This is a genomic window from Ralstonia sp. RRA (genome assembly GCF_037023145.1).
Lineage (GTDB): Bacteria > Pseudomonadota > Gammaproteobacteria > Burkholderiales > Burkholderiaceae > Ralstonia.
Window position 1 is genome coordinate 2,077,868 of the sequence record NZ_CP146091.1, and the last position, 20,362, is coordinate 2,098,229.

Below are 20,362 nucleotides of genomic sequence, written 5' to 3' on the forward strand. Positions count from 1 at the left end.
TCCCGATCGGCGTGACCTTAGAACGGCAGCTTGAAGCCCGGCGGCAACATGCTTGCCATGCCACCCAGACCCGACGTGAGCGAGCCCATCTTCTCTTGCGTGGTGGCCTCGGCCTTGCGCACAGCGTCGTTGAACGCGGCGGCGACCAGGTCTTCCAGCAATTCCTTGTCTTCGCCTTCTGCCACCAGGCTCGGGTCGATCGACACACGCTTCACGTCATTCTTGCAGGTCATCACCACCTTCACGAGGCCAGCGCCAGACACGCCTTCCACCTCGATGAGGGCGAGTTGTTCCTGCGCCTTCTTCATGTTTTCCTGCATCTGCTGGGCTTGCTTCATCAGCCCGGCGATCTGGCCTTTCATCATGGTTGTTGCTCCTTGCAATGGGTCATACGAGGCGCGCCGCTCGATTGGGCGCGCCGGTGTTCAGCTTGGGAATGCGTGCTCAGTGTGCGTGCGGCTGGATCGAACCCGGGACGACCTGCGCGGCAAAGTCCCGCACCAGCGCCTGCACAAACGGGTTGGCAGCGATGGCATCTTCAGCATCGCGCTGGCGTTGGGCGCGCAGCTCAGCATCGGCGGCGGCAGCTGTCGCACGCGCAGCGCCGATATCGCACGCGACGCGTATCGGCGTGCCGAAGTGCTCCGTCAGTGCGGCTTCCAGCCGCTCCACGACACCGGCTTCGGTCAATGCCGGCAGCGGTACGCGCAAACGCACAGTGACGCCCTCCACTGCCACCAGTTCACTCTGGTGCGCAAGCTGCTGGGCCAGACCACGCATTGGCAGGCCAGCCGCGAGCTTGGGCCAGTCACCATCAAACGTGGTGAGGCTGCTTGCACTCAGGTCGGGGGGCGTGGCGGCAACCACCGGCTCCGGCTCAGCAGGTTTGGCTGGCACCGGCACCGGAGCAGCAACGGGTGATTCGACCGGCGCAGAACGTGCAGCCGGCGCCGAAGCGCCAGGACGCGCACTCGAAGCCGAATCCCAGCCTGCAAACGCGGCATCGATCTCCTCCAGCGACGGCGATGCAAACTCGCCGGGCATTTCATCCCATGGCGGTGGGCCATCGTCGGGCGATGCGGCCGATGCAACCGGCGGCTCACGACGCGGTGGTGGCGACGCAGGGGCAGCCACCGGATTCGGGCGCGGCCCCGCGGCAGCAACAGGACGCGCGACTGGCGCAGGAGCAGCCACTGGCGTCGCAACTGGTGCCGAGGCGCCGCCACGACCGCGGCTCGATGCCTGACGGGCGGCAGCCAGTGCCTCCATGGCCGGCGAACGGCGCGCCGGTGCACTGTTGGGCGCCGCAGCCGGCGTTTCAACCGCTGGCGCCACGGCTGCAGGCGCAGGCGGGGACACTTGATACGTTGCGCGCGGCGCCTCAACCACCGGCTCCGGGCGCGCCACAGACGTCGTCTGCGCAACCGGTGCCACTGCGGGCGCACTCGCCGCCATGGTCGGACGTGGGGATGCAGCCGGCACACTCGCCGCCGGCAACGACACTACCCGCTTGCCGCCACCACCCGAGGGCGGCGTCGCGTCCCCGCCCGATTGCCCGGGCTGGAACGCCAGCATGCGCAGCAGCGTCATCGTGAAGCCAGCGTATTCGTCAGGTGCCAAGGCCAGCTCATTGCGGCCTAGGTTGGCAAACTGATAGAACAGTTGCACCGACTGTGCGTCGAAGCGCTCGGCAAGCCGGCGCACATCATCAGCTTCAGGCCAATCGTCCTGCACGGCACCCGGCACGACCTGCGCCAGCGCAATCTTTTGCAGCAACGACGCCAGATCCTGCAACGCACCCGAGAAGCTCAGGCTGCGCCCCGCCATCTCATCAGCAATCTCGACGAGCCCTGCGCCGTTCTCGTCGGCCAGTGCGTCGAGCAGGCGCACGAGGTAGCTCTGGTCAATCGCACCGAGCATGCCGCGCACGGCAGCTTCACTCACCTCGCCGGCGCTGTAGGCGATGGCCTGATCCGTGAGCGACAGCGCATCACGCATCGAACCCTGCGCAGCGGCAGCCAGCAGGCGCAGCGCATTCGCTTCGTGGGCGATGTGCTCTTCACCGAGGATGCGATCGAGGTGGGACACGATGTGCCCCGGCGGCATCTGCTTGAGGTTGAACTGCAGGCAGCGCGACAGCACCGTCACCGGAATCTTCTGCGGGTCGGTGGTCGCGAGAATGAACTTGACGTGCTCCGGCGGCTCTTCCAGCGTCTTCAGCATCGCGTTGAAGGCGTGGTTGGTCAGCATGTGCACTTCGTCGATCATGTAGACCTTGAAGCGACCAACCGTCGGGGCATAGACCGCGCGGTCGAGCAGCTGGGCCATCTCGTCGACACCACGATTGGACGCAGCATCCATCTCGATGTAATCGACAAAACGCCCGGCATCGATCTCCGTACAGGCACGGCACACGCCGCACGGCTGCGCGGTGATACCGCCCTGCCCGTCTGCACCGACGCAGTTGAGCGATTTGGCGAGAATGCGCGACAGCGTGGTCTTGCCGACACCGCGCGTCCCCGTGAAGAGGTAGGCATGGTGCAGGCGCTGCTGTTCGAGCGCATGCGTGAGCGCGCGCACCACGTGCTCTTGACCGACGAGCGTGGTGAAATCGCGAGGGCGCCACTTGCGGGCGAGCACTTGATAACTCATGCGGCGGATTGTAGCAAAGCGAGGTGGATTTCCGACGTGCTTTCCAAGGGTTCGAACATGGTGCGCGCCGAGTGAATTGCAAGGATATTCCGGTGAGGATGCGCGAGTCGGTTACAATGCCGGTCGGACGGGCCTCCTCGCATGGTGGCGCGGTCAACCTGGTCAGGTCGGGAACGAAGCAGCCACAGCCGTTTTCCGCCAGTGCCGAGGGTCAGGCTCGTCCCCCTTCTCTTTTCTCTTCTGCATTGCCCCTCCCCTGTTTGCTTGTGTCGCCCGCGTCAGAACAGTGCGCCTTGGCTATCGTCATGTGACGACTGTGCTGGCTTGCGTAGTGACGCCTGCAGCGACTCCAAATCAATCCATTCACCCTGCGCAGTCGCCACGCCTGCTCGCACCGTGCGGCCCGGATACATCGGCGTGACGGCGGCCGCGTAGCTGCGCAACTGGTCAGCATAGGCAGCACGCTCGACCGGCAGGAGACGCAACTTGTAGTCCACCACGAGGATGTCATCACCGCGCTCGATCAAGCGATCGATGCGCAGCAATGCGCCGTCGGGGCTGAACAGTTCGATTTCGTTGTGGGCCACGTCGAAGTGCGCGGGGTCGAACACGTGCGTCAGGGCTTTGGCAGCTAGCATGCGGTGCACGGCTTCGGCAGCGCGCGCGGCATCGGCTTCCGTCACGCCGGTTGCACCGAACCAGCGCGCGATGGTTGCCGCGTCCGGTGCCCGCTCGGGCGCGCCACGGCGTGTCAGGCGTTCCAGCACGGCGTGCAGCAATTCGCCCTGCGCGACAGCACCCTGATCGAACACAGGATCGGCGGCGCCGTCCGCCTGCGCGACGGCGCTACCGACACGCACCGCGACCGTGAGCGGCGCGCGGAAATCGTGATACGAGACAACCTCGGCCTCAGCGGCGAAGACCTCCGTATTGGCGGCTACCCCCAGCACCGGTGCGGGTGAAGCCACACCCGCCGTTGCCAGCAACGTGTACCAGCTTGCGGTGCCGTCCACGTCGGGCACGTCGCCCTCGTCCGTCGCCTGTGCGGCAGACGCGTCGCGCTTGTTGGCCACGCCGGAAACAATCAACGCCTGCCGCGCGCGCGTCATTGCCACGTACAGCAGATTCCAGTTTTCGCGCTCGGCAAGCGATTCTTCCTGCTTGAACAACGGGTCGCGTGCACGACCGCGTTCAGCCGTCTTGCCGAAGGCGGAGAAATGCGTGGGCGCCTCGGCACCCGGCGGCCAGTCGATCAGAATGCCGGCATTGTCGGCGCGCGTGTCGCTGTGGTGGGTGTCGAGCAGCACCACGAACGGCGCCTCCAACCCTTTCGATGCGTGCACAGTCAAGATCTGCGCGGCATCCAGGCCTTCGCTCGCGAGTTCGGCGTCGATGGCATCAGGCGCTTCAGCGGCATCGCTCTGCATACCTTCGTCGGGGCTTTCATCTTCATCGCCCTGACGGATGGCGCGCAGCTCGGCCATGAACTTGGGCAGGCTCGGGTAGCGGCCACCGTCGAGGTCGAGCGCGAGCTTGAGGAATGCATCAAGGTTGGCAAGCACCTGTTCGCGATTGGCGGCGGGTGCACATTCGGCGTAACGGCGCTTAAGCTCGCCGGTGTAGACGATGTGGTCAAGCAGATCGTGCACCGGCAGCGTGGGCGCCACTGCCAACCAGCGTGACAGCATACGATGCGCATGTCGCAACGCTGGGGCAGTCTCGGCTTGCTGTGCCAGCATGCTCAGGCGGGCCCACCACGTTCCATCGACTGCCTGCGCGAGCCGGATCAAATCGTCATCAGACGCCACAAAGATCGGGCTGCGCAACACGTGCGCGAGCGACAGATCGGCTTGCGGTGTCATCAAGAAGTCCAGCAGCGCACACAGATCCAGCGCTTCGAGCGTTGCCAGCAGGCCGCCCCTGCGCGGGCTCACATACGGCACACCGCCATCGCGCAGCGCGCGTTCATAGTCGGCCAGATAGCGCTTGCGGCGAACAAGCAATTGGAAATCGCTCCACCGCACGGGGCGTTCGACGCCGTTCTCGCGGATGCGCTCTCCGGCGTGCAGTGCGCGTAGGCAAGCGGCCACTTGCCGGCCCTCGTCGTAGCGCTGGGAGTCACCAGCCTCTTCGCGCGGTTCGGTGAGCGTGTCGCGCGGCGTGGCCCCATCGGCTTCTGCCGCTTCAGGCACAGGCACCAGCGGCAGCAGGAGCGCCTGCCCGATGGGTGCATTGACTGCCGTGCTTTGCTCCGCGTAGATCCGATAGTCACCGCGCGCACGCGCCTGCAGGAACACGGCGTTCACCCACTCCAGCACGGCCGGTGCATTACGGCGCGTCCGGTTGGTGCGCAGCACGGTGGCGTTGAAGTCCGCGACGAGCATCTCGCGCGCGGCGTCAAACAAGCGCGCATCCGCACGACGAAAACGATAGATCGACTGCTTCGGATCCCCCACCAGGAACACGCTCGGTTGCGTGCCCGTACCCGCATAGCCGGCAAGCCAGCCTTGCAGAATGCGCCACTGCATCGGGTTCGTGTCCTGAAACTCGTCGAGCAGCAGATGCTTGTAGCGCGCATCGAGTCGCACCTGCAGGTAAGCCGCCGTGTCTTCGTCCTGCATCAGGCGGGCGGCTTCCCATTCCAGGTCGGTGAAGTCCATCGCGCGCGCCTGGCGCTTGTAGGCCTGATAGCGATCGATGAGCGCATCGCCCAAGGTGAACAACGCCGCGTTGACGGCGCGCACGTGCATTTCCTGGCGGCGTGCCTGATAGACAGTCAGCGCTTCGCACACAGTGGTGTGCAGGGCAATCAAGGTCTGCGCCTGATCATCGCCAATCGCCTTGACGAGCGCCTTGGTCGGCTTGCAGGCGCGCGCCTTGCCGGCTTGCGTATGGAACGCGCCGAACAGGTCATCGAAAGCCTGTTTGCGGGCGGATTTATCCGACACATCGATCGAACGTGCAGTCGTGGCTGCCATTTCAATCTGCGTCGCACGTTTGCCCTCGGTGGCGCCGCCCTGCCCTAACCAGCCGGATATGCGCAGCACGTCGGCCAGCAAGGTTTGGTTTTGCAACGCTTCGATCAGCGGATCGGTATGTGCGTCTTCGCCGAGCAGGTCATCGAGCGGGTTCAGCGGGTGCGCGCCAGCTTGCGCCTTGTAGGCCCACCAGTCGCTGCGCTGATGGAACATGGCGTCAAGCAGTCGCCCCGCCTGAAAGTCACCCACCAAGTCCGCAAGCGTCTCGTACACGGCGCGCAGCTCGGCGTGATCTTCCGCCAGCAGGCCGCGCCAGAACGGCGCCCAGGCTTCACGGCGCAACCGACCGGCATCTTCACGCAGCGATGCCCCCTGCGGCACGCCGGACGACAACGGCGCGCCACGCAGCAACGAACCAAACCAACCGTGGAATGTATCGATCGCCATGCGCTGCGGCGATTCCAACACGCGCGCATACAACCCGCGCGCCGACGCGATCAACAGTGGGGCCTCACGCTCGTCGACAGTGCGGGCGATCAGCTCACGCACAACGCCCTCATCATCCGCACTGGCCAATTGCGCGAGGATGTCCAGCAAGCGCTGGCGCATCTCTTCGGCTGCCTTGCGTGTGAACGTAATGGCGAGAATGTCCGACGGTGCCGCACCGGCCAGCAGCAGGCGCAGCATGCGCGTCACCAGCAACCATGTCTTGCCGCTGCCCGCGCAGGCCTCCACCACAACCGAGCGCAGCGGATCACACGCAGCGCGCGAGAAATCTTCGGGGGAAACGGAGGCGCCGTCGCGTTCGTAAGCGTGGTCATTCATGCCTGCCCCTCCGCCGGTTCACGTGGGGCACCTTCGGTCCAGTACCCCTTGCGGCACAGGCCACGCGCAGCGCAGTAACGGCACGCTGATTCATCGCCGAAGGCCGGCAACGGCGCGCCGGCAGCCAGGGCGGTCATGTCCTTCTCCATCTGTTCGAGCAGCCAATCCACCACTTGCTTGAAATCCGGCAACGCAACGTCGCGTTTATCACCGCGCGCTTCGCCGTCGAGCGAGACCCAGCCGCCCGCATCGGCGCGCGCATCGAGCACGCCGTAGAACGGCAGTTGGCAATCCTCAAACGGCGTCTTGGCGCGTCGCACCAACACCATGGGCGATTGCGTCTTGTAGTCCAACACAGCCACGCCGTGTTCGCGATGCACGTCGATGCGGTCTATGCGGCCGCGCAAGCGCAGGGGGCGCTCATCCGGTAGCGTGATCGACGTATCGACATCGACCTCACCCGCTTCAAAGTGCCAGCCCTCGACCTCGCGCGCGGCCTGCCACGCCAGATACGACGGCATCACGGCCTGCCAGCGACGATAGAAGCGCAACGCATTGCCATCCTCGGCCAACATCGGGCCGAATTGCTCGTCGGTGATGGATTGCAGCAGCGCCTGTCGATCCACAAGGTCGTGTATCGGCGCGTCCAGCAAGTGCCGATGAAAGCGGTGCAGGATCGCGTGCAGGACCTCGCCGACGTCGCGCTTCTCCAGCTCGTCGGACACCTCTTCCAGCTCACCCAATCGCAGCATGCGGCCGACGAAGAACTGGTATGGGCAGCGGCGCAGGCTGTTATACGCCGCGGCACTGAGTGTGGATGGGACCAGCGCCGGTGCGGCCGGCGCGGGCATATCGGTCGGCTGACGACGGGTCTGCAGGTTCGGCAGAACGACCGGCGTGTCGATCCGCACACCCACCACGGCCAGCCGCCGTTGCAAACGTTCAAGCCAACCAGAGAGACGGTTGGGTTCTCCGCGCCCACCGTGGCGCTGCCAGGTCAGCACAACTTCGGGCTGATTCAGCAGCACCTCCGCCAAGTCGCGTGCCTGCTGAGCGAAACGTTGCGCGCGGTCCGGCAAGCCTAGCTCGCGGCGCACATCGTTCGAGAAGAACAGCCATTCCGGCTGTGCGGATGGCAATTGCGCATCGTCGCAACCCACCACCACCACGCCATCAAAACGCCGCATGCGTGCGCCGTTCAACGGCAGGATGACGACACGCCGATCCGCTGGCGGCGCCGGCTCGCTGAAGACAGCCGATTCAAGCAGCATCGACAGCAGTGCGCGCCATTCCGTGAGTGAGAAGCGCGCAGCTGCATCCGTACTACCGTGTACGGACGCACGCAGCCGGTCGATCCAGTCGAGCAACTGGCGCCCCGCATCATCGTTCTGTAGGCCAGTGCGCATGTGCAGGCGGTCGAGTGTGCCGGCCAGCAGTGTGACCCACGCTTCGAGCGTGGCGTTGCCAGCGCGCCGCCACAGCGCAGCTTCGTCTGCCAGCAGGCCTAGACGGTCGGCCAAGCGACTGACCTGCGGCTCGCCGTCGGCCTCTTCGGCGGGGCGATCGGCCACCAGGCGGCGCAGACGCCCCCATCCACCCGACACGTTGTGCCTGCGGATGCGGCGCTCCAATTCAGCAACCCACGCGGGCGTGGCGATGCCGGCATCTGCCGCAGTGTTGATTTCACGCAAACAGAACGGGCTCTTGATGAGGTCAAGCAACGCTGCGGTATCGCCATCACCCTGCACCACATCCACCCAGCGCATCAGTGCGGCGGCGGCACGTGTGGTGGAAAGCTTCCAACCGGTTTCATCGCGCACGGGCACGTTCACGCGCGCCAGCAACGCCCGCACACGCCGCGCGACGATGCGGTCCTGCGCCACCAGCGCCAGTGAGCGCCGCCCCGCATTCAGCCAATCGACCAGAGTGTGCGCGGCAAAGGCCGCCTCATCCTCAAAACGCGCCGCACCAGCGATGTGCAGGACTGGCGAGGGAAGCCCGGCGTCGGAATCCTCGTGCGCAGCCTGTGCCGGTGTGGCGCACTCGGGCCAGGCATTCAACAGCAGATCGCGAAAATCGGCATGCATGACCGGACAGCTGGAAGACACCACCTCGGGCGCGTTCCAGTCGTAACCGATCGCCAGCACGGGCACGTGTTCAGCTGCGCGCTGAAGGAAATCGAGATCAACGGCTTCGGGGTCGGTCGGACTCATCCAGACCATCGGCCCCTGCAATGCCTCCACCAGACGCCGCATGGCATGCAGCCGCACCGGAATGGGATCCGCCGCACCCGATAACAACCGCCAGAACGTCAACACGATGCGCGATTCCGTGCCAAGAAAGCGTTCGGACAACTGCGCGTACGTACGCTCCAGCGCTTCGGCCAGCGCGGCTTCCAGCGCGTCGGGACGCTCCTGCGCATCGCTGTCAGCCGCATCTAGCGTGAGCCACCGCTGCGACAACTCGTCTGACACGGTAACCATCACCTGCGCCACACCCCACAGCGCCGCATCGTCCTGGGCACCGAGCGCTTCGCGCAGCCACGCTTGTGTCTTGAGCGCCTGCTGCACCGCCAGCAGCCGCGAGAGCGTCGTACGCGCAGCAGGCAAACCCGGCTCGGGCGGCAGATCAAGCAGCCAGTGGCCGAGCGTCAGAATGCGCGGCAGCAAACGTGGCGTGCCGGACGCCAGGGCACTGGCATGGAGAGCGCTGCGCACACCCGGGATTTGCGCGGCAGTCGGCACGACGACCGTACCGGCGCCGGACGACTGCGCGTGCGTGTCCAGGAAGCGCCACGTCGCATCGGCGGCGCGGGAGAGAAATGCTGGGCCGGGCGCGAAGGCAAGCGTCTGCATGCGGCGAGGGAAGATGGCGATGAAGCGAGTGCAAAGACCGAGGCCGTCCCTATCGGCGTGATAGCGACAATCAACGGTTGAAAATGGGGGCGCCGGTACTATATCAGCAGCATCCGCGCTGGCAGTGGCCGCAATACACGCCGGTTCGCGTAATCGTGTAATGTATGGGTTCGGCGCACGTCGCCAGCTTTTACGAAATAACAGAGGTTCCCGCCATGAGCGAACAGATCAAGTATGTGAGCGACGCGTCCTTCGAGACCGATGTGCTCAAGTCCGACAAACCCGTGCTCGTCGATTTCTGGGCTGAATGGTGCGGTCCGTGCAAGATGATCGCCCCGATCCTGGATGAAGTCTCCAAGGACTACAGCGACAAGGTGCAGATCGCCAAGATCAACGTCGATGAAAACACCGGCGTGCCGGCCAAGTTCGGCATTCGCGGCATCCCGACGCTGATCCTGTTCAAGAACGGTGCCGTGGCCGCCCAAAAGGTGGGCGCACTGTCCAAGTCGCAGCTCACCGCGTTCCTGGATAGCCACCTGTAAGTCGATATTCGACTGCGGCGCGGAACGCATCCCGCCGCAAAAGCACGCGCTGGCAATCTTCCGCCTGGAAGCCCGCCAGCGTTGTGCTAAGATTGCAGCCAATCTGTTTCCCCGAGCGTTCGCTCGACCTTTTCCCCCTCCCCCCGTTTCTCGTTTCGCTGCCCGTTCGGGCCCTTCCCATTCTTTCGTCTATGCATCTGACAGAACTGAAATCCCTGCACGTGTCCCAATTGCTGGAAATGGCGGGACAGCTGGAGATTGATAACGCCCAGCGCATGCGCAAACAAGAGCTGATGTTTGCCATCCTGAAAAAGAAGGCGAAACAAGGGGAAACGATTTTCGGTGACGGCACGCTTGAAGTGCTGCCCGACGGCTTCGGTTTTCTGCGCTCGCCGGAAACGTCGTATCTGGCCAGCACGGATGACATCTACATCAGCCCGTCGCAGATCCGCCGTTTCAATCTGCACACCGGTGACACGATCGAAGGCGAAGTCCGCACCCCGAAGGACGGCGAGCGCTACTTCGCGCTGGTGAAGGTCGACAAGGTCAACACGCAGCCTCCCGAAGCGGTCAAGAACCGCATCATGTTCGAGAACCTGACGCCGCTGCACCCGAACAAGCCGCTCATCCTCGAACGCGACATCAAGGCCGAGGAGAACATCACCGGCCGCATCATCGACATGATTGCCCCGATCGGCCGCGGCCAGCGCGCGCTGCTGGTGGCGTCGCCCAAATCGGGTAAGACCGTGATGCTGCAGCACATTGCGCATGCCATCGCGACCAACCATCCGGAAGCCGAACTGTTCGTGCTGCTGATCGACGAGCGCCCGGAAGAAGTGACCGAGATGCAGCGCACCGTGCGCGGCGAAGTGGTGGCCTCGACGTTCGATGAACCGGCCGTGCGTCACGTGCAAGTGGCCGAAATGGTCATCGAAAAGGCCAAGCGCCTGGTCGAACTGAAGAAGGATGTGGTGATCGTGCTGGACTCGATCACGCGTCTGGCTCGCGCCTACAACACCGTGGTGCCGACCTCAGGCAAGGTGCTGACCGGTGGTGTCGATGCCAACGCGCTGCAACGCCCGAAGCGTTTCTTCGGTGCCGCGCGTAACCTGGAAGAAGGTGGTTCGCTGACCATCATCGGCACGGCGCTGATCGAAACCGGCAGCCGCATGGATGACGTGATCTACGAAGAATTCAAGGGCACCGGCAACATGGAAGTGCACCTGGAGCGCCGCCTTGCCGAGAAGCGCGTCTACCCCGCCATCAACCTGAACAAGTCGGGCACGCGCCGCGAAGAACTGCTAATCAAGCCGGACATCCTGCAAAAGGTGTGGATCCTGCGCAAGTTCATCCACGACATGGATGAGGTCGAAGCGATGGAATTCTTGCTCGACAAACTCAAGTCGACCAAGAACAACGCCGAGTTCTTCGACATGATGAAACGCGGCGGCTGAGTCTCTTCTGATTCCGCCTGCACGTACCGAAAAGCGCACCCGAAACGGTGCGCTTTTTTATTGCCATATCAACAGCTTGATTGATCAGCGGATTTCCTCGTCAAAGTTGTGAAATTCGCTAGTTCATTTGCATTACAGGTGTGGCGCGCAACCGTTTGCTTCCCTCGTCCTTAAACCGCATCGCAAAAGCGGAACCCGGCAACCATACTGCAAGCCTGCCTGGGCCGAGCCACCTGATCCAGAGCAGGAGGGAATCACCAAAAATCGAACGGGGGAAACCATGCGCGAAGCGTCGCTGGAATGTACTGGTGCGTGCCGAACCGTCGTAGTCGCGTCACGTGCGGGGATGGGGGAGATCGACGAAACGATTCTGGGGGCAGACTGGCTCGTGCGACGTGTAACGTCGATGCGTGAGCTTGGCTGCGCCATTCGTGACGGTGTGCCCAAGGCCGGGTTGATCGATTTCAGCAGCGCCTTTTCGGCGGCCGATCTCGATCTGCTCGAGCGTTGCATGCAAGTGCCGCACGTGGGCTGGGTCGCCGCGCTGCCGCCCGCCATGCTGAGCCATGAACGCGTGCGACAGCTTGTGCGCGATTACTGCGTCGACTACGTGCAGATGCCGCTGCGCACGGAAGAGACCGCGTATTCCCTGCGCCATGCATGGGGCATGGCGTCCCTCGCGCAGGAAGCAACGCCCGCTCCCAAGGGGAACAATGCCCGCATGCTGGGCGAATGCCCGGCCATGCACAACCTGTTCCGTGCCATCCGCAAGGTTGCGCAGAACAGCGCACCGGCCTTCATCGCCGGCGAATCGGGTACCGGCAAGGAGTTGACTGCGCAGGCCATCCACGAGGCCTCGGCACGTGCGAGCGGTCCATTCATTGCGATCAACTGCGGCGCGATCCCCCCTCACCTGATTCAGTCCGAGCTGTTCGGCTACGAGAAAGGCGCCTTCACCGGCGCGCATCAGCGCCATATCGGCTGGGTCGAGCATGCCAACGGCGGCACGCTGTTCCTCGATGAAATCGGCGACCTGCCGCTGGAAAGCCAGGTGAGCCTGCTGCGCTTCCTGCAACAAGGCACGATTACGCGGCTGGGCGGGCACCAGGCGATTCCGCTGGACATCCGCATCATCTCGGCCACGCACGTGGATCTGGAGGCGGCCCAGCATCACGGTGGATTCCGCACCGACCTCTTCCACCGCCTGTGTGTGCTGACGTTGTCGGTACCGCCGCTGCGCGAGCGCGGCAGCGACATCGTACTGCTGGCCGAACACATCCTCGCCCAGCACGCGAGCGAAGCCTCGCACCGCATCCGCGGTTTCACGCCGTGCGCACTGCACGCGATGATGCACTACCCGTGGCCTGGCAACGTGCGCGAACTCATCAACCGCGTGCGCCGTGCGCTGGTGATGACGGACAACCGCAAGATCTCCGCCGCTGACCTCCATCTGGAAGGCTACGCGTCGGTGTCGGGCCAGACACTGGAAGAAGCGCGCGAAGGCGCCGAGTCCGATGCCATCCGCACGGCCATCGCACGCAACGGCTTCCACATGGGCATGACGGCGCGCGAGCTGGCGGTATCCCGCGTAACGCTGTACCGGCTGATGCAGAAGCACGGCATCCGCGCGGAACATCCGTTGCACCCAGCTTCGGCCTGATCTCATCGCCGGTCTTCCTTATCGTGTCGGGGCGCAGCCTGCGTGCTGCGCCCCGATTGTTTTGGGCGGTCGCCCAATGCAGTGTGTTGCGTAACAGGCAATGCCGTTTCGGAGCCTGTTGCGCAACACAGCCCTGGTCACCGTATAAGCGGTGGCGCCAGGGCTGCAAAAGCAGTCGGATTGGCGCGCATGTCGATTTCCCCTTCCTGAATTGCCGTTATAAAAAAGTGCCCGCCGGGGGACGGAGCACGAAAGCGTTGGACGTGACACTCCCCGCCTGCGCCACCGCGTCCGGCAGTGCGCTGTCGGCGGGTGGTTCAATCTGGTGACACTGCGTGAATGCAGTGGATGTTCGGCGCCGATAAACACGTTGCGGCAACGCGACGCTTGCAACGCACATTGACCGCGCCCCGGGCCATGCCAGCCGATGCCCGGCGGCACGCCCGCCCGCACCCCAAGCGTCGGCTTCGTCACAGGTGCCCTTAAGCCGGACACCCCGTGACCGCGCTGCGACCCTGCAAATCAATGTGAAAGCGACGCTCGGATGGCTTAACAGCGCGGCTTTCAAAACTGTCCCCAAATAGGGGCGATAGCACCGTATGCGCTTGCCTGCGGCGACCACACCTGCGATGGCCGGCGTTCCCCGCGCGCACACATGGTGAAGATCCGCTTGATGTGCGTTGTGCATGGCGCCGGCCGACCGCCCAACCCCCACTTCCGGGGGGATTGCGCCCTGCCCCTCGCGCGATGGATTGTTAAGCCACGCATGCGACGTACTCAGTTCTCCGTCGGAGAGCACCGACATGACAGGGCCACTGGACAGATCGAATGCGCGGGTGGGATAAGGACCGAGCGCAGTTCGCACCGGCAACGTATCGGTGGGAGCGCCTCGATAGGCGATACGCAGCGCGAATGTGCACTGCTTGATGATGTCGCCGTCTTCTGCGAGCGCCGGCACCATGACGACCATGGCCGCATGACTCGCGACCATTCCGGTCATATCGATCGTCCACCAGAACGGCAAACGTCGAGCACGGCGCTGCGCGGACATTGGCATGGCTCGCTCCTCCCCGAATGGCGGTAGAGCGACATCCATGCCAAGACGATTAAAGCCTTGTTTTTACGGGATATTCAGCACGTGGAAGATGAATCGCTCCGGTTTGGCGCGTGTTTTTGTGTCGTGGCCGAAACAGCCATCGCCGCAAAGCCCGGCCGAAGGGTCGAACCGCTTCCCTTGAGTGAATTGCGCGCCCTGGCAAACACTGGTCTACAGTAGCCAGAACGCGTCAACGAGGGTCCCGAGGCATGGCCGCGGCGTCTGTCATTTTCGTGATACGCCGCTAAAATGATTCGGAACGGGGGTCTGCTCCGGCCTGTTTCTCGCTTGGGGCGACGAAGGATGTTCGCAAGATCGGTAACAGGTCGAGAACAACGATGAACACTGTTTTGATCGAAGCCCATCCGTTGGTGCGTACGGGCATTGCGCACCTGCTGCGGACGCTCAAGGGCGTCACCGGCGTCACCGTCGTCGAACCGGACGACGGCATGTTTGACGCCATCGAAGCCAATGCCGACGCAGGCCTGCTGGTGATCGGTCTGCCGCTCCCACATCTGGACGAGCTCTCCGCCATCGGCGAGATCATGCACCGGCCGCACGCGCGCCACGTGGTCGTGCTGGCCGAATCCGAATCCCCCGACATCATCCGCACACTCATGCAGATGGGCTTGTCGGGCTATACGCTCAAGCATTCGCCCGGCGAGGTCATCGCGGCCTCGCTGGAGCTGGTGCTGGTGGGCGGGCAATACATCCCGGCCAGCGCGCTGCTGCCGGAGTCTCGCCTGGACGGCGCACCCAATCCCGCGCTTGCCGGTGATCCGCAAACTGATCCCAAGCTGCTCGGCATTACGCCGCGCCAGTACGAGATTCTGGTGCTGCTGTCGCGCGGGCACCCGGTCAAAACCATCAGCCGCATGCTGAACATCTCCGAGGCCACCGCCAAGGCGCATATCAGCACGCTGTACCGGCGCCTGAAAGTCCGCAGCCGCACTGAAGCCGTGTACGTCGCCAATCAGCGCGGCGCGCGGCTGCTCTCCGTCGCCTGACCCCACCAGGCACGAAAGCACGCGCCGATATACTGGGCGCATGCTTTCGTCCGTCTTCCGCTGGTTCTCCGGCCGCGCGCGCTCGCGGCGTCTGGCGCGCTACGCCATCTCCGACACGCACTGGTCGCGTGCGCTCGCTGGCCTGCCCTTTCTGCTGGATTGGCCCGAGACCGACCTCGCGCGCCTGCGTGAAACAGCCACGCTCTTCATTGCCGAAAAGGAATTCACCACCGCGCACGACCTGCCGCTCACCGACGAGATGGTGATCAGCATCGCCGTGCAGGCCAGCGTGCCGATCCTGGAGTTGGGCATTGCGTGCTATCGCGACTGGAGCCGCGTGGTCATCTATCCGGGAGAATTCGTCATCAGCGGCGAGTTGATGGACGAAGATGGCGTGGTCCACGACGTGCGCGAGCAAGCCGCCGGCGAAGCAGCGAGGAATGGCCTGATTCTCCTTTCATGGCAGGACGTCGAACTCGGCAGCGCCTTGGCTCAGCCTGGCATGCAGCCGTACAACGTGGTCATCCATGAGTTCGCGCATACGCTTGAATTGCTAAGCGGCGAATCCGATGGCATTCCCGCGTTCTCCTCGCGCCTGCACGCTGGTATCGACCGCGAGGAATGGGCCGACGATCTGCATGCCGAATACGATGCGTTTGCCGACCGCTGCGAGCAAATCCCGGAACATCGCTGGGATGCCGATCCGATCCTCTCGCTGCTGGATCCGTACGGCGCGCAGCATCCGGCGGAGTTCTTCGCGGTGGCCTCCGAGGTGTTCTTTGTCGAACCGGCCTCGCTGCTCGATACGCTGCCGACGCTGTACGCGTTACTGCAGGCGTTCTACCTCCAGGATCCGGCACGGCGCATGCTGCTTGCCGAGCAACGCCAGGAAGGGTTCCCGCCATGACGACACACCGCGCACTTCACGCTGTTCTGTTTCTGTTCTCGCTATGCTTCGGTGCAGGTGCCGCGCGTGCTCAATCAGCAGCGCCGCTCATTTTCAGCGTGACGGCACAGTTCGACGGTCAATCGGAAACGCAACGCGTGACGCTGCCGGCAGATCCGTCCGCCCGGGCGCAGCATGTCACGTTACTGGAGCACTCCCACACGTACGACATCGGCGACTCAATGCCGCGCCAGCAGTGGGAAGCGCAGTTCTCCGCCGGCCAGCCCGATGACACCATTCCACTCGGTTGCGATGCCACCACCTGCAAGTTCATGCGCCACCAGCAGGCAAAAACCGGCGTGGACGTCACACTGCGACCGCTGACTGGCTCGGGCGTGTTCCAACCCTTGTCGATCGGGGTTGCGCTGCATCGCTTCCAACCCGGCACCGACGCCCAGACGTCAGCAAAGATCGACACCTGGATCCAAAATCTGGACACCTCGCTGCGCGTAGGAGACAGCAAAACCCTCGACCTGGATGGGCGCGGCACCCTCACAATTGAGCGCTTGGCGGTACCTTGACCCGTCGATGGAGAAAAAGCGCCCAATGCATCGCTTTTTGATGTATGGCGACCACGGATTTTGTAGCCGGCGCGTTGCCCAAGCCCTTGTTTCTCTGGCATAATCGCCGTTTCTCCACCCGGCAAGTGATTCGACGGCTGGTCGCTCGGTGCGGTTTCTCACCAAAGCACCTGTAGCGCGTCTCGAGTTGGCTACCTCTACACCAGGGCCCATCATGAAAGAAGGCATTCACCCGAATTACCGCGAAGTCGTGTTCCAGGACATGTCCAGCGACTTCAAGTTCGTCACCCGCTCGACGATCCAGACCAAGGAAACGATCACGCTAGACGGCAAGGAATACCCGCTGGCCAAGATCGAAGTTTCGTCCGAATCGCACCCGTTCTACACGGGCCAGCAAAAGGTTCTGGACACGGCCGGTCGCGTCGAGAAGTTCCGCAACAAGTTCGGCAGCAAGATCGGCAAGGCTGCCAAGTAATACTGGCGCCGGAGACGGCTCACCACATGACCCGTCTCACTGGTCAGAAAAAAGGCAGCTCCGGCTGCCTTTTTTGTTTCTCGGCACAATGGCAGGCCACTCACCTGCCTCCTCTTACGATCTGTACGCCGCCGTGCAACCGCGGCCGGGCTTGCCCGGTCTGACACCCGATGAACACCACACGCGTCTCGCGCATCCGCCTGACTGCCGCCGCCACCCGTGAATTGCCGCGCTGGCTGCTGCTCGCTATCTGCGTGATCTACGGCCTGTCGGGCCTGTTCTCGCGCGACCCGTGGAAGAACGAAGACGCCGCTGGCTTCGGCGCCATGTGGACGCTGGCCACGGGCAACGGCCAAGACTGGCTGATGCCGAACATCGTCGGCCGCCCGGTCGCACAGGCCGGCCCCCTCGTGTACTGGATCGGCGGCGCGTTCATCCGCGTATTCGGCCAATGGTTGGGCCCGTCGGATGCGTCGCGCCTGGCGACTGCACTCTTCTTCTTTGTCACCTGCGCCTGCATCTGGTACGGCGCTTACCTGCTCGGCCGCCGCGCCGAAGTCCAGCCGTTCGAGTTCGTCTTCGGCGGACAACCGAACTCACGCGATTACGGCCGCACCCTGGCCGACGGCGCCCTGCTGATCTTCCTCGCCTGCGTGGGCTTGGCGCAGCGCGGCCACGAAACCACGCCGCTAGTGGGCTCACTGTGCTTCGTCGCGGTGGCGGTGTATGGGTTGATCCGCGCGCTGGACAAGCCCATCCAAGGCAGTCTTACCTACGGCATCGGCGTTGGGTGTCTGGCGCTTGCGGGCGGACCGATCCTGCCGCTCGGCATCACCGTCGCCGTGCTTGCCATCACACGGGCCACACGCGTACTGCCGCTGCGCCCGCTGCTAACCGTGGCGCTACCAGTGTCAGTAGTGCTCGGCTGCTCGTGGCCAGCCATGGCCTACCTGCTGGCCACCAACCCGAACGATGCCGTCACCTTCGTTCGGGAGTGGGCGCGCTTCGACCGCCACCAGTACGCTGGCCCAACCGCGCATTCGCTTGGCTACATTGCGCGCAACCTGCCGCTGTTCGCCTGGCCAGTATGGCCATTGGCCGCGTGGGCCTGGAAAAGCTGGGGCGGCATGCGCAAGGCGCCGCATATCGTGCTGCCGCTGGCCATGCTCGCCCCCCAGTTGCTGCTGCTTCTGTTGCAGCAGCAACCAAGTGACGACGGCTTCCTGCTGCTGATCCCGCCGATGGCCGTGATGGCCACGTTTGCCCTGCCCACGCTCAAGCGGGGCGCCATCAGCGCAATCGATTGGTTTGCGCTGCTGGCCTTCACGGTGCTGGGCGGCACGGTATGGCTGCTGTGGATCGCCAAGATGACGGGCTTTCCGCCGCAACTCGCACGCAACGTGTACCGCATCGTGCCTGGCTATCGGCCGGAATTCAGTTGGACAGCGCTGGCTTGCGCGTTGCTGGTGACGGCCGCGTGGGTGCTCATCGTCATATGGCGCACGTCGCGCGCGCCCAAGGCCATCTGGCGCGCGGTAGTGATCTCTGCGGCCGGCACCACCCTGATGTGGGTGTTGATGATGACGCTGTGGCTGCCCACCATCAACTACGCCAAGACCTATCGCGATGTCGCGCAATCGGCCGCACTGGCGCTGCCGCGCACCTATACATGCGTGCAGCCGATTCGCATGGGCGATGCGCAGCTCGCGTCGTTCGCCTACTTCGGCCACATCCGCTTCGGCAGCCCGGAAGACAACTGCGACATCCTCTTGCGCCACGACCCATACGACTACGGCGCACCTTCGCGCGTCTCGAACTACGAGTGGAACCTGATCTGGGAAGGCCGTCGCCCCGCCGACCGCGATGAGCACTTCCGCATGTACCGCCTGACGGAAGCAGGCGCCGCGACACATCCGCCACCAACCCCATCCACCACGCGCCGGCGCAAACTGCGCCAGTAACACCACTGCAGCGCCCAATGTTCGCCACTGATGTCCGCCGTATTGCCGCGCTTGCCTGGCCGGTTCTGATTGGCCAACTGGCCGTCATCACCTTCGGTGTACTCGACACGGCGATGGCCGGGCGTGCATCGGCAGCAGATCTGGCGGCGATCGGGCTCGGTGGGTCGATCTACGTCACCGTCTACATCAGCCTGATGGGCGTGCTTCAGGCGCTCTCGCCCGTCGCAGGACAACTGTACGGCGCGCAAAAGCACAGCGAGATCGGCGAAGAAGTCCGCCAAGCCATCTGGCTTGGACTGGTGCTGGCGGCCATCGGCATGCTACTGCTCTGGTTTCCCGCCCCACTGCTCCATCTGGCAAACGCATCGCCTGAACTGGCGGAAAAAGCGACCGCCTACCTGCGCTACGAAGCGCTGGCACTGCCTGCGGCGCTTGGCTTCCGGATCTACTCGGCGCTGAACAACGCGCTGTCTCGCCCGGTGATGGTGACGGTGCTGCAGCTCGGCGGCCTCGTACTCAAGTTCCCGCTCAACGCGCTATTCCTGTACGGCGGCATAGGCATTCCGGCAATGGGCGGCCCCGGCTGCGCGCTGGCCTCCATGATCATCAGCTGGCTGTGGTTTGCCGCCGGCGCAGCCATCTTGATGCGCAATCCGGCCTACAAGCCGTTCGAGATTTTCACGCAGTTCTCGCCGCCGAATCGCACCCGGCTATGGGCGCTGATTCGCCTGGGCGTGCCGATGGGCTTCACCTACCTGATCGAGATCACCTCGTTCACACTGATGGCGATCTTCATTGCGCGGCTGGGCACGGTGGTACTGGCCGGGCATCAGATTGCCGCCAACCTCGGGGCAGTGGCGTATATGGTGCCGCTGTCGCTGTCGATTGCGACCTCCACACTGGCAGCACAATCGATCGGCGCCCGCGATCGCGCGGCGGCTCGCCGCATCTCGTTAAACGGGATCAAGCTGGCAGTGATCTGTGCAGCGATTGTTGGCGCCGCGGTACTTATCCTGCGACGGGATCTGGCCAGCCTGTACACGCATGACGCGGCCGTCCTGGCGATTGCAGTGCCGCTGCTGCCCTTCATCGCGTTCTACCAGATGTTCGATGCACTACAGGTGATGGCCGCGTTCATTCTGCGCGCCTACAAGATCGCGCTCATCCCAACCGTCATCTACGCGCTCTCATTGTGGGGAGTTGGCTTGGGTGGTGGCTATGTGCTCGGCTTCGGGCTTCTGGGGGATGGTGCCGCGGTACTGCGTGGCGCAGCGGGCTTCTGGGCAGCCAATGGCTTGAGCTTGATGGTAGCCGGCGCCCTGTTGGTTAGCTATTTCAATCGCGTCAGCCGCACTGCCGATTAAAGCCATGCGTTAAACGACGGATTGCC

Annotated in this window: 14 protein-coding genes and 1 other RNA gene; 10 read left to right on the forward strand and 5 right to left on the reverse strand. The window is 64.0% G+C overall.

What is annotated here, in order from left to right; genetic code table 11:
- Positions 1 to 17: 17 nt before the first annotated feature.
- Both V6657_RS10175 and V6657_RS10180 read right to left on the reverse strand, forming a co-directional pair.
- A complete protein-coding gene (locus tag V6657_RS10175; RefSeq protein WP_048934264.1) occupies positions 18 to 365 on the reverse strand; it encodes a YbaB/EbfC family nucleoid-associated protein in 348 nt (115 codons plus the stop codon).
- Positions 366 to 444: 79 nt separating this feature from the next.
- Positions 445 to 2,652, reverse strand: coding sequence for a DNA polymerase III subunit gamma/tau (locus tag V6657_RS10180; protein ID WP_048934263.1), 2,208 nt, complete (start codon positions 2,650 to 2,652; stop codon positions 445 to 447).
- Between the two features lie 126 nt (positions 2,653 to 2,778).
- Between V6657_RS10180 and ffs the strand changes: the two genes are divergently transcribed.
- Positions 2,779 to 2,877: signal recognition particle sRNA small type (ffs, locus tag V6657_RS10185), an RNA gene on the forward strand.
- A 53-nt stretch (positions 2,878 to 2,930) separates the two neighbouring features.
- Here the strand turns inward: ffs and V6657_RS10190 are convergent.
- Positions 2,931 to 6,455 carry an exodeoxyribonuclease V subunit beta gene (locus tag V6657_RS10190; protein WP_048934262.1) on the reverse strand — a complete coding sequence of 1,175 codons (3,525 nt, stop codon included), beginning with the start codon at positions 6,453 to 6,455 and terminating at the stop codon, positions 2,931 to 2,933.
- Positions 6,452 to 9,310, reverse strand: a complete 2,859-nt coding sequence (locus V6657_RS10195) for a PD-(D/E)XK nuclease family protein (RefSeq protein WP_048934261.1) — start codon at positions 9,308 to 9,310, stop codon at positions 6,452 to 6,454. Before V6657_RS10195 ends, V6657_RS10190 begins: the two co-directional genes overlap by 4 nt.
- A gap of 215 nt (positions 9,311 to 9,525) precedes the next feature.
- Between V6657_RS10195 and trxA the strand changes: the two genes are divergently transcribed.
- The 3 genes from trxA to V6657_RS10210 all read left to right on the forward strand — a co-directional run bounded on the left by trxA (position 9,526) and on the right by V6657_RS10210 (position 12,966).
- Entirely contained in the window at positions 9,526 to 9,852 is a 327-nt protein-coding gene (gene trxA / locus V6657_RS10200; protein ID WP_048934260.1) for a thioredoxin TrxA, read from the forward strand.
- Positions 9,853 to 10,043: 191 nt separating this feature from the next.
- Positions 10,044 to 11,306, forward strand: coding sequence for a transcription termination factor Rho (gene rho, locus V6657_RS10205; RefSeq protein ID WP_048934259.1), 1,263 nt, complete (start codon positions 10,044 to 10,046; stop codon positions 11,304 to 11,306).
- 280 nt (positions 11,307 to 11,586) lie between these two features.
- Positions 11,587 to 12,966 (forward strand): sigma-54 dependent transcriptional regulator, encoded by a 1,380-nt coding sequence (locus V6657_RS10210; protein WP_048934258.1) that lies wholly within the window; start codon positions 11,587 to 11,589, stop codon positions 12,964 to 12,966.
- 217 nt (positions 12,967 to 13,183) lie between these two features.
- Here the strand turns inward: V6657_RS10210 and V6657_RS10215 are convergent, their stop codons facing one another.
- Positions 13,184 to 14,023: a hypothetical protein gene (locus V6657_RS10215; RefSeq protein ID WP_053166392.1), complete on the reverse strand. Its 840-nt coding sequence runs from the start codon at positions 14,021 to 14,023 to the stop codon at positions 13,184 to 13,186.
- 377 nt (positions 14,024 to 14,400) lie between these two features.
- Here V6657_RS10215 and V6657_RS10220 point away from each other — a divergent pair, with 377 nt between their 5' ends.
- The 6 genes from V6657_RS10220 to V6657_RS10245 all read left to right on the forward strand — a co-directional run bounded on the left by V6657_RS10220 (position 14,401) and on the right by V6657_RS10245 (position 20,336).
- Complete coding sequence (locus V6657_RS10220) at positions 14,401 to 15,069, forward strand: response regulator transcription factor (protein WP_182570844.1); 669 nt, start codon at positions 14,401 to 14,403, stop codon at positions 15,067 to 15,069.
- A gap of 40 nt (positions 15,070 to 15,109) precedes the next feature.
- Positions 15,110 to 15,976 carry a zinc-dependent peptidase gene (locus V6657_RS10225; RefSeq protein ID WP_048934257.1) on the forward strand — a complete coding sequence of 289 codons (867 nt, stop codon included), beginning with the start codon at positions 15,110 to 15,112 and terminating at the stop codon, positions 15,974 to 15,976.
- Entirely contained in the window at positions 15,973 to 16,536 is a 564-nt protein-coding gene (locus V6657_RS10230) for a hypothetical protein (protein ID WP_048934256.1), read from the forward strand. Before V6657_RS10225 ends, V6657_RS10230 begins: the two co-directional genes overlap by 4 nt.
- A 214-nt stretch (positions 16,537 to 16,750) precedes the next feature.
- Positions 16,751 to 17,011 carry a type B 50S ribosomal protein L31 gene (locus V6657_RS10235; protein WP_021194158.1) on the forward strand — a complete coding sequence of 87 codons (261 nt, stop codon included), beginning with the start codon at positions 16,751 to 16,753 and terminating at the stop codon, positions 17,009 to 17,011.
- A gap of 170 nt (positions 17,012 to 17,181) precedes the next feature.
- Entirely contained in the window at positions 17,182 to 18,972 is a 1,791-nt protein-coding gene (locus V6657_RS10240) for a glycosyltransferase family 39 protein (protein WP_048934255.1), read from the forward strand.
- 17 nt (positions 18,973 to 18,989) lie between these two features.
- On the forward strand, positions 18,990 to 20,336 hold the full coding sequence (locus tag V6657_RS10245) for an MATE family efflux transporter (RefSeq protein ID WP_048934254.1): 1,347 nt from the start codon (positions 18,990 to 18,992) through the stop codon (positions 20,334 to 20,336).
- Positions 20,337 to 20,362: the final 26 nt, after the last annotated feature.